Annotated in this window: 11 protein-coding genes; 8 read left to right on the top strand and 3 right to left on the bottom strand. The window is 51.2% G+C overall.

Annotation, left to right across the window (positions count from 1 at the left end; translation table 11 throughout):
* Together VIN66_RS16745 and VIN66_RS16740 are read left to right on the top strand one after the other, a co-directional pair.
* Window positions 1-1,401 (top strand): S8 family serine peptidase (locus tag VIN66_RS16745; protein WP_331925044.1); only part of this gene is annotated, 1,401 nt, incomplete at its 5' end.
* Window positions 1,402-1,531: 130 nt separating this feature from the next.
* A complete protein-coding gene (locus VIN66_RS16740; protein ID WP_331925043.1) occupies window positions 1,532-2,110 on the top strand; it encodes an N-acetyltransferase in 579 nt (192 codons plus the stop codon).
* Window positions 2,111-2,126: 16 nt separating this feature from the next.
* Here the strand turns inward: VIN66_RS16740 and VIN66_RS16735 are convergent, their stop codons facing one another.
* The gene (locus VIN66_RS16735) at window positions 2,127-4,520 is read right to left on the bottom strand and encodes an ATP-binding protein (RefSeq protein ID WP_331925042.1); all 2,394 of its coding nucleotides are present in this window, start codon (window positions 4,518-4,520) and stop codon (window positions 2,127-2,129) included.
* 147 nt (window positions 4,521-4,667) lie between these two features.
* Here VIN66_RS16735 and VIN66_RS16730 point away from each other — a divergent pair, with 147 nt between their 5' ends.
* The 6 genes from VIN66_RS16730 to VIN66_RS16705 all read left to right on the top strand — a co-directional run bounded on the left by VIN66_RS16730 (window position 4,668) and on the right by VIN66_RS16705 (window position 8,348).
* On the top strand, window positions 4,668-4,943 hold the full coding sequence (locus tag VIN66_RS16730) for a hypothetical protein (RefSeq protein ID WP_331925041.1): 276 nt from the start codon (window positions 4,668-4,670) through the stop codon (window positions 4,941-4,943).
* A 107-nt stretch (window positions 4,944-5,050) separates the two neighbouring features.
* Entirely contained in the window at window positions 5,051-5,665 is a 615-nt protein-coding gene (locus VIN66_RS16725) for a DoxX family protein (RefSeq protein WP_331925040.1), read from the top strand.
* A complete protein-coding gene (locus VIN66_RS16720) occupies window positions 5,658-6,308 on the top strand; it encodes a sigma-70 family RNA polymerase sigma factor (protein ID WP_226767577.1) in 651 nt (216 codons plus the stop codon). The genes VIN66_RS16725 and VIN66_RS16720 overlap by 8 nt, the downstream gene beginning before the upstream one ends.
* Window positions 6,301-7,002, top strand: coding sequence for a DUF3379 family protein (locus tag VIN66_RS16715; protein ID WP_134057263.1), 702 nt, complete (start codon window positions 6,301-6,303; stop codon window positions 7,000-7,002). Before VIN66_RS16720 ends, VIN66_RS16715 begins: the two co-directional genes overlap by 8 nt.
* 11 nt (window positions 7,003-7,013) lie before the next feature.
* Entirely contained in the window at window positions 7,014-7,844 is an 831-nt protein-coding gene (locus VIN66_RS16710; RefSeq protein WP_331925039.1) for an AraC family transcriptional regulator, read from the top strand.
* Between the two features lie 48 nt (window positions 7,845-7,892).
* Window positions 7,893-8,348, top strand: coding sequence for a carboxymuconolactone decarboxylase family protein (locus VIN66_RS16705; protein ID WP_331925038.1), 456 nt, complete (start codon window positions 7,893-7,895; stop codon window positions 8,346-8,348).
* Here the strand turns inward: VIN66_RS16705 and pnuC are convergent.
* A complete protein-coding gene (pnuC, locus tag VIN66_RS16700) occupies window positions 8,345-8,914 on the bottom strand; it encodes a nicotinamide riboside transporter PnuC (RefSeq protein ID WP_331925037.1) in 570 nt (189 codons plus the stop codon). The two genes, VIN66_RS16705 and pnuC, sit on opposite strands and share 4 nt — an antisense overlap.
* Before the next feature lie 49 nt (window positions 8,915-8,963).
* A partial coding sequence (locus VIN66_RS16695; protein ID WP_331925036.1) for a ZIP family metal transporter occupies window positions 8,964-9,423 on the bottom strand: 460 nt, incomplete at its 5' end.

Below are 9,423 nucleotides of genomic sequence, written 5' to 3'. Positions count from 1 at the left end.
GAGCTGGTAGAAGAAGATATGTTGCGCAAGCCAATGGCCATTTATGCTGATGACCTCGGCAACCCGATGACAGAGCAGCTGACACCTTACGCTGTATATCAGTCTCAGGCTAACCAGGTAAGTTTCAATACCGGCGCAGGTATGAAGGTTTGTGTGATCGACTCAGGCTTAGATCGTTCTAATACCGATTTTAACTGGGGCAACATCACTGGTGACAACGACTCAGGCACAGGCCGCTGGGACGTCAACGGTGGCCCGCACGGCACTCACGTTGCCGGCACAGTCGGCGCTGCGGATAATGGTGTAGGTGTTATCGGTATGGCACCGGGCGTTGCTATGCATATTATCAAAGTATTTAACGCTGAAGGCTGGGGCTATTCTTCCGACCTGGCTTATGCCGCACAAAAATGTACCGCAGCCGGCGCAAACATCATTACGATGAGCCTGGGTGGTGGTGGTGCCAACAGTACAGAATCAAATGCCTTTACTACCTTTACCAATAATGGTGGTCTGGTACTGGCGGCAGCGGGTAACGATGGCAACAACGTAAGGTCTTATCCGGCTGGCTACCCGTCCGTGATGATGATCGGTGCCAACGACGCCGACAACAACATTGCTGATTTCTCCCAGTTCCCAAGCTGTACATCAGGTAAAGGCAAAAATGCGACAACTGATGAAAAGATCTGTGTCGAAGTCACCGCTGGCGGTGTGGATACTCTGTCGACATACCCGGCGGATATGGCTACTTCGTCTTCGCTGTATGCTGCAGGTACTGCTTTTGCCTCATCCGCGATGGAAAATGCCGGCGCAGCCTCTGGCAATACTTACTTTATGGGCCTGGCTACCAGCACTAACAGTGCGGCCGCCGGTAAAGTTTGCGTTATCGACCGTGGCACCATTTCGTTCCACGATAAAGTGAAAAACTGTGAGAACTCAGGTGGTATCGGTGCGGTTATTATCAATAACGAAGCCGGTATGCTGTATGGCACGTTAGGGGAAGGCACAGCCAACACTACCTCTATTCCGGCAGTAGGGGCTGCGCTGGAAGACCGCGCACTGCTACTGGCGGCAGCAACTATGTCTGTCACCATTGAAGGCAGCGATTACGGCTACATGAGTGGTACCTCTATGGCAACACCGGCTGTGGCAGGGGTTGCGGCCTTGGTTTGGTCTAACTTCCCAAGCTGCAGCGGCACTGAAATCCGCAATGCGTTAAAAGCAACAGCACAAGATGCCGGCGCAGCAGGCAAAGACGTATACTTCGGCTATGGTATTGTCAAAGCCAAAGCGGCTTATGATTATCTGTCAGCTAATGGCTGTTCAGGTGCTTCAGGCGGTGGTGATACCGGTGGTGGTGGCGGCGGTGGCAGCTGCAAAGGCGGCCCGAAACAGTGCGGTTAATCCATGATTGAACGACAAACGTGATTGACTAAAGCCGGCGCTATGCCGGCTTTTTTATTAACATTTTTCTTGTACCTGAAGTTCAGTCGGTTAGACTGTTATCACGCCCCACGCTTTGTTGGCTTTTGCAATGACCTTACTGCACAACATCAGCCGCACTTTACAGCGCCGCCGCAACTCGACCTGGCATGCGCTTGGCTACGATACCACCGTAAGGCCTGAACGGCCTGACGATCACAACGCCATCGCCACCCTTACCAGCAATGCGTTTAATGGCGATACCGAGGCCCGCCTTATCAACTCGCTACGTCAGCAATGCGTTGATTACATTTCTCTGGTTGCAGAGCAGCACGGTAACATTGTCGGCCACATACTGTTCTCACCTGCAACACTGGATAATCATCCTGATACCAGGCTGATGGCGCTGGCGCCAATGGCCGTCAGCAACGTGCTGCAGCATCAGGGTATTGGCTCAGCGCTGGTGCGCGCTGGTCTGAAATTGTGTAAAGAACAAGGCGCGGTGGCCGTGGTTGTACTGGGGCACCCTGCATATTACCCGCGTTTTGGCTTTACCGCTGCCAGCCGGTTCAACATCAGTTGCCCCTGGCAGGTACCTGATAACGCCTTTATGCTACTGGAGCTTGACACTGGCAGCCTTAAAGGCAAAAGCGGCCAGGTGAATTATCAGCGCGCTTTTGCTCAGCTGTAATGATACAGGTTGTCAGTTAATCATCATCAGAGGCGCCGTTAACGATATCGGCAATATCAGATAAGCGCTGCAGCGCACGGCCATTGACTGATTTTTTCGGATACAGGCCACGGCTGCTCTTTTCACCAGCGTCCACTCCGGTCAGCAAGGTCAGCGCCTCATCTACCGTTTTTACAATATATAGATGAAACTTATGCTGTTTTACGGCCTGCGTCACATCGTCATTCAGCACCAGATTAAGCTGGTTACTGGCAGGAATAATTACGCCCTGATCGCCGGTTAAACCGCGGCTCTGACATAAACGGAAGTACCCTTCTACCTTTTCATTGACGCCACCGATAGCCTGTACCTGGCCGTGTTGGTTAATCGATCCGGTTACCGCCAGGCTCTGTTTAATAGGGATGTCTGTAATAGCAGAAATAAGCGCACACACCTCAGCCAGCGAAGCGCTGTCACCGTCAATATGGCCGTAACTTTGTTCCATCGCGATATTGGCCGACAACGTCAGCGGAAACTCACGCGCATACTTGGCGCCCAGGTAACCGGTCAGCAACAGCACCCCTTTTGAGTGAATCGCTTTACCCAGTTCAACTTCACGCTCAATATCAATAACGCCACTGGAACCGGCAAATACCGTGGCACTGATACGGGCCGGCGTGCCAAAAGCAGTATCGCCAATCTCCAGCACCGTCAGACCATTTACCTTACCCACCGCAAGCCCGTCTGTGTCGATCAGGATCTGGCCTTCCTGGATATCTTCCAGAAAGCCTTCACTGATGCGGCCGGTTCTGTGCTGTTTGCCTTTCAGTGCCAGTTGAATATGTTCTGCCTTAAGGCTACTGCTCAACTGCTGGCCGGCATAAAAACAGGCTTCGCGTACCAACTCGAGCACATCAGCAAAGCGGGCTGACAACTTACGCTGATGTTCTGCCTGGCGGAAGCTGAACATCAGCAGTTGCTTCAGGCCATCGGCGGTCAGTTCTTCAATATTAAGTTGCTGCATCTGAGCCCGTATTTGCATAGCCATGTAGCTGATGGTCTGGGCGTTATAAGGCAGGTAATGCTCAAAATCGGCCAGTACCCTGAACAGCTCATTGAACTCATCATCGACATCCTGGATCAGGTAATACAGATCCCTTGATCCCAGCAGCACCACTTTGACATTCAGTGGTATTGCCTTAGGTGTAATGATGGTGGAATTGGTCACCGCATGCTCAGACAGCGTATCAATCAGCAACTCACCGGATTTCAGCGCCAGCTTCAGCGCATCCCACAGCGCTGGCTGTGTTAACAGGCGATCGGCATCCAGAATAAGATAACCACCGTTGGCACGATGCAAGGCACCGGGGCGAATCATGCGGTAATTGGTGTAAAGTGCACCGCTGCTGGAATTATATTCGACCCGGCCAAACAAATTGCCATAGCTGGGATTAGGCTCGAACACTATCGGCGCGCCGGACATACTTTCAAAATGCACCAGCACGTTAGGCACAAATTCTTCGATAAAAATCTCGCGATTGTCACTCTCTTCCTGCTTGTCGGTATCTGATTCGTCCGGCAGTAGCTCAAGTACCGCTTTCACCAGATGACTGCGCATTTCACGAATGTAGCGTAAAACGCCAAGCTCAGTGGTATAGTCGTGTTCCAGCTGTTTCAGCAGCGGTTTAATCGCCTGTTCTATTGTGTCTTTACGAAGTGCGCGCATGCCTTCTGACACTTCGCGCTTCCACTGCGGCAATTCAAGCAATTGCTCGTTCAGGATGGTTTCCAGTTCGCTGACCAGCGCATAAAAATATTGCCGCTGCTCTTCAGTCAGCTTAGAAAACTCCTGGTCATCCAGTGGCTTACCGTCAATAATTGGCGAGAAACTGACAGCACCGTTCTCTTCATACAGTACAACGTTTTTTTCCAGCGCCTTTTTCTCAACCAGTTCAATAGCCTGCTCGTATTTATCATCAAAAGCGCGGGCTATGGCTTTTTTCTTACGCTGGTAGCCCGGGTTATCAAAAGCGGCCGGAAAGGTATCTAACAGCTCATCGATCAGTGCTTCAATGCGCTTTACCAGTACTTTGCCCTCGCCAGGCAGTAAACGCAGCGTGTTCGGCACACGCTCATCATCAAAATTATTCAGATAACACCACTCTTCGGGCGTGGCTTTTTCACTGGCAGCCTGCTGCAGAATATCCTGCACCAGCGTAAAACGCCCCAGCGCCGGCTCCCCCATCACATAAAGGTTGTAGCCGGGCATGTCCATACCTATGGCAAATGCCAGTGCCGACTTGGCTCTGTCCTGACCAATAAATGCCGGAATCAGCTGCTGTGGCGACAGCGCCTGTTTAATCAGTTTATTGTCCAGTTGCGGGCCAAGCTGTTGCACATTAAGCGCCAGCGGATGAGAATGTTGGGTCATGTAATACCTTAGCGTAACCAACTGTTATAGCGGGTATACTAGCAAAAAGCAGCTTAGCTGTACTGGTCAATTTCATCGTTTCACTAAAGAAATACCCGCGGTTGTCGATACAGTGTTTACCAAGGCATAGACAACACGGGGCCAGATATGAAAGAAACTTACCGCTTAGAAAGAATCCGTAACCTGGGTGTCCGTCTGCAGGAACTGGAACTGGTTTCTTTAACACCGGGTAAATCTTATGCCAGCGCTGCACTTAATTTTCTGTTTGCCGACCATGAGCTGGAGCGTCCAAGCGGTCTGCCACTGGAACATACGTTAAAAACGTTGGGCGAAGCCATAGTGGCAAAACGCAAAGTTCGTTTTACCAGTCTGGATGCCGACGCCGTCATCGATTTTTTCTGCCGTCTGTATCGCGTGCACTAAGTCGCGTTAGCCCCGCCCCCGGCGCAGTAAAATCGTACTGCGCTGAAATATTTCTGCACACCTGCCGTTCCTATAGCAAAGTGATTGGTTTAGTTACTCAGGTATTTATGCAGACTGTTATATCTCTGTACCAGCGCGCTGTGGCGAAGAGCCAGCATTTATCCGGTCTGGCGCCATTATTGTTGCGGCTTTATCTGGCACCGGTTCTGCTGCAGGCGGGCTGGAACAAATATCAGCACATCGATGACACTATTGCCTGGTTTGGCAACAGTGAATGGGGCCTGGGGTTACCGGCACCGGCGCTGATGGCCGCTCTTGCTATAGCAGCGGAGATCCTCGGTGCAGTGTTACTGTTGCTCGGTTTATTTACGCGGCTGGTCAGCATTCCACTGATGGTAACCATGCTGGTGGCGATCTTCGCTGTACATTGGCCAAATGGCTGGCTGGCAATTGCCGACAGCAGTAGCTGGCTGGCAAACGAGCGGGTAGTCAACGCAGCACAACAACTCAGTGCCGCCCGCAGCATATTACAGGAACACGGCAACTACGACTGGCTGACCAGCAATGGCAGCATTGTCATCCTGAATAATGGTATTGAGTTTGCGGCAACCTACTTTCTGATGTTATTTAGCCTGTTTTTCACCGGTGGCGGCCGCTATACCAGCCTTGATCACTACATCAGCAAAGGGCGGCCTGTTGTAGCGGAGCAGCAACATGGGTGAGCTACATTTTTTGCCAGCGCAGCGAAATAACGCTAGGCTGGCAGCAGAATCAACCAAAGATATCGGGCCGATGGCTGAACACTCTGCAAAAACGCTGCCTCAGAGCAGCGCAACCCTGGTGATATTTGACAACAACGGCAGCAAAACCAAACGTTATGAACAGCTGGTGCAACTGTATCATGCTGATGTGTACCGCTACGGCTACTGGCTGTGTAAAGACCCTGATATAGCCCAGGATTTGGTGCAGGAAACCTTTCTGCGGGCCTGGAAAAGCCTTGATAGCTTGCTTGATGCCGGTGCTGCCAAAGCCTGGTTAATCACGATAGTACGGCGGGAAAATGCCAGGCGCTTTGAGCGGCGTCAGTTTGATTATGATGACGCGGCCGAGCAGGATAGCTTGCCCGATACCGCCCAGACCAGTGCCGAACAGGACTGTGACAATGATACGCTGCGCCGCCATATGGCGGCATTAGCTGAAGAATATCGCGAGCCTTTGGTATTGCAGGTTCTGGGTGGCTTTAGCAGCGACGAGATAGCCGCTGTGCTGCAATTGAATGTAAACACCGTTAACACCCGGCTGTTCCGGGCACGTAAACTGCTACGCGACAGCCTGATGCAACAAGGGGAGTCCCGCCATGGATAACACCGAATTACGCCGTATCTTAATGGCAGATCCTTTTAGCACTGAGCCAGAAGTATTGGCAGCTATTGCCAACGACAACGACCTGCGCTGCTTTGCCAGTGAATTACAACAGCAGCAGCGCCAGTTGGAAGATGCACTGCATATTCCGGTACCGCCGATGCTGGCAGAGCGCTTGTTGCAGATACCACAGCAACAGCAAAAGCCACGCCGTAACTGGTTTAAACCGCTGGCGATGGCGGCCAGTATTGCTGTAGTGTCAGTGCTGGGCTTACAACTGTATTACAACAGCTTTGCGACAGATTTAGGCGGGCATGCCCTGGCCCATGTTTACCATGAAGAAAACTACTTGCTAAATCATGCTCAGGTGCAGCCGGTCAGCACAGTAAATCTGAAACTTGCAGACTTTGATGCCAGCCTGCAGGACTGGCAGGACGAGATTATTTATGCCCGTTACTGTACCTTTCAGGGGGTGCGTTCTTTGCATCTGGCAGTAAAAACCGACAGCGGCTATGCCACTATCTTTGTGGTACCCAAAGAAGTTGAACTGGCCTTTAACGCACAGTTTGCCGACGAGCGGTATCAGGGCATCACTATGGCTATGCCTAAAGCAAATGTCGTCGTTGTCAGCAGCAACGCTACAGATTTGCAGCAGCTGCCGCAGAAGCTGCAGGACAAACTCATTTTTTCAGCCTGAGGAGCTTTACAGTGAATTCACTGTCAGCCGGAAGCCTTATCGCCCCCGTTGGCAACCTGCAGCAGTTGGGGCTGACAGCTTTTATGCCGCACCCGGCTTTAACGCCTTGGGTACAGTGTTACTGGGTAAGGCGCCGGCATTTATCGGTGCAAACCGATAATCCGAGCATGCTTTACCCAGACGGCGGCAGTAGTCTGAGTTTCTGTATAACCCCAGATGGCAGCATTGATACCTCTTTTAGCAATATTCAGGTTCGTCACACCTTCTACCTAGACAGCCCACAGGATCTTATTAGTGTGCGCTTTTATCCGGGCGGCGCCTTTGGCTTACTCGGCCCCGAAGCGTCACAGCAGACAAATCAGACGCTGGATCTTTCAGATTTGGGTATAAGCACACTTTATGAAACACAGCAGCAACTTGGGGCAACAGATAACATTCTGGAGCAGCTTGGCTATGTTGAGCGCTGGCTGCTGCGACAGCTGGACAGAGTAAAAACAACTGATCCGATACAGCACAGCTTAACACTGATGCAACGCCAGCTATGGTCAGTATCGGCATTAAGCAATGCGGTTCACCTTAGCAGACGTCAGTTTGAAAGAAGATTTCTGCGGCAAACCGGCCTAACGCCGGCCCAGTTGAAAATTATGCTGCGGATACGTCAGGCCAGGCAGCAGATTACGCAACAACCACAGCGGCAACTGACCAATATTGCGCTAAGCTGTGGCTTTTACGATCAGGCGCACTTTATACACCAGTTTAAGCAAATTACCGGCCAAACCCCGGGTAGTTACCAGAAACGTAAACAAACAGAAAAGATGTCGCAAAAATACAATCCAACCTGAGTGCACTGCAGCACTATAGCGGCTCTGACAAAGTTAAGGAGCCCCAACATGCAACAACGTCTTGATCGTAATGAAGTCTATAAATTGCAGCCCGCCCTGGTAAAAGCATTAACTAGTCTGAGCCAGGCGACAGATAAAATCATTGAAGCCCGGCTGGTACACCTGCTGCATTTGCGGATATCACAACTGAACGGCTGTGCGTTCTGTCAGCATATGCATGCAGCCGAAGCACGTCAGGATGGCGAACAGCAACAACGGCTTGATGTGCTCGCCGCCTGGCAGGAAACAACCTTTTTCTCACCGCGCGAGCGGGCAGCGCTGCACTGGGCGGAAGCACTGACATTGCTCGCGACACAGGCAATACCACAAGAGGCCTATACCAATCTTATAGATCTGTTCACCGCGGAAGAAATTGTTAACCTAAGCGCGATAATAGTGACAATGAACAGTTGGAACCGTATCGCGGTTGGCTTTCAGTTTCAGCCGCAGCTAAACGCTGGCTAAGCGCCCCTGGCAGCAGCTGATCTTAAAGCGCGCCACATATATAAGCCATACCAGGCATTAAACCAGAAGCCAATATAGACGATAGCGGTCAGCTGTAATTCACGTGAGAAATACAGCGGTATCGCTACCGTATTAACAACGAGCCAGAACCACCAGGTTTCGAGTTTACGGTTCATCAGTAAAAACTGTGCGATAACACTGAACATCAAAATAGCGGAATCAATAAAGGGTGCATAAGCATCCGTCATACTATGTAATATGTAGCCATACAACAACGTCACCAGCGCGGCCAGGGCACTATAGCCAGCCAGACGCCAGAGTGGCGTGTTAGTAACCTGCTTAACACCGCTTTGCCGGCCCCATTGATACCAACCTATGCCATTAGTGACGACAAAAAACAGCATCAGCAGCACTTCCGCGTAAAGTTTGACCTGATAAAACAGTGCCGCAAACAATAGGCAACCAATAATACCCAACCACCAGGTATGAATACTGTTGCGTGCCGCCAGAAATACTGCCAGCAGATAAAAACCGTTTGCCGCATATTCCAGATACATCAATTCCATACCCAAATCCCATCATTACTGTCATAAATCTGCACAGGCAAACTATTCTTTAATGCGCCAGCATAAAGCCTGCGATACCAAGCATAAAGCCCAGCACTGTGCCCATAGGTGGCCCCCAATGCCGATCCAGCTTTACCTGCGGGGCCATATCCTGAAACACCGAGTACAGGATGCCGCCTGCGGCAAATAGCATCATGGCGCTCACTATTACCGGTTGTTGTTGTAACCAGACATAGCCAACCAGGCCGGCAGCAGGCCCCAGCAGTGCCATTGCACTGAAATTGATTATCAGCCGCCTGCGACTGCCAGTGTGGTAAAGCTCACGATAGGCATTAAAACCTTCAGGCAGGTTTTGCAGTGCTATCATCCCGGCCAGTAATATCGCTGTGTTAGGATCTGCGCTAAACGCCGCCCCAAGCGCAACTGACTCTGGGATGAAATCAGCCAGCATTGCTGCCAGCTGACTGGCCGGCGTATTGGCTTTTTTCAATAGAATATCCAGCAGCATA

This window comes from Rheinheimera sp. (assembly GCF_036568245.1).
Classification (GTDB): domain Bacteria; phylum Pseudomonadota; class Gammaproteobacteria; order Enterobacterales; family Alteromonadaceae; genus Alishewanella.
The sequence above is the reverse complement of the archived record's forward strand: the minus strand, read 5'-3'. Positions and strand labels throughout refer to the sequence as shown.

Bases quoted from the DNA above. Each gene is read 5' to 3' on its own strand.
- VIN66_RS16740 (WP_331925043.1), top strand. From the start codon at position 1,532: ATGACCTTACTGCACAACATCAGCCGCACTTTACAGCGCCGCCGCAAC.
- VIN66_RS16735 (WP_331925042.1), bottom strand. From the start codon at position 4,520: ATGACCCAACATTCTCATCCGCTGGCGCTTAATGTGCAACAGCTTGGC.
- VIN66_RS16730 (WP_331925041.1), top strand. From the start codon at position 4,668: ATGAAAGAAACTTACCGCTTAGAAAGAATCCGTAACCTGGGTGTCCGT.
- VIN66_RS16725 (WP_331925040.1), top strand. From the start codon at position 5,051: ATGCAGACTGTTATATCTCTGTACCAGCGCGCTGTGGCGAAGAGCCAG.
- VIN66_RS16720 (WP_226767577.1), top strand. From the start codon at position 5,658: ATGGGTGAGCTACATTTTTTGCCAGCGCAGCGAAATAACGCTAGGCTG.
- VIN66_RS16715 (WP_134057263.1), top strand. From the start codon at position 6,301: ATGGATAACACCGAATTACGCCGTATCTTAATGGCAGATCCTTTTAGC.
- VIN66_RS16705 (WP_331925038.1), top strand. From the start codon at position 7,893: ATGCAACAACGTCTTGATCGTAATGAAGTCTATAAATTGCAGCCCGCC.
- pnuC (WP_331925037.1), bottom strand. From the start codon at position 8,914: ATGGAATTGATGTATCTGGAATATGCGGCAAACGGTTTTTATCTGCTG.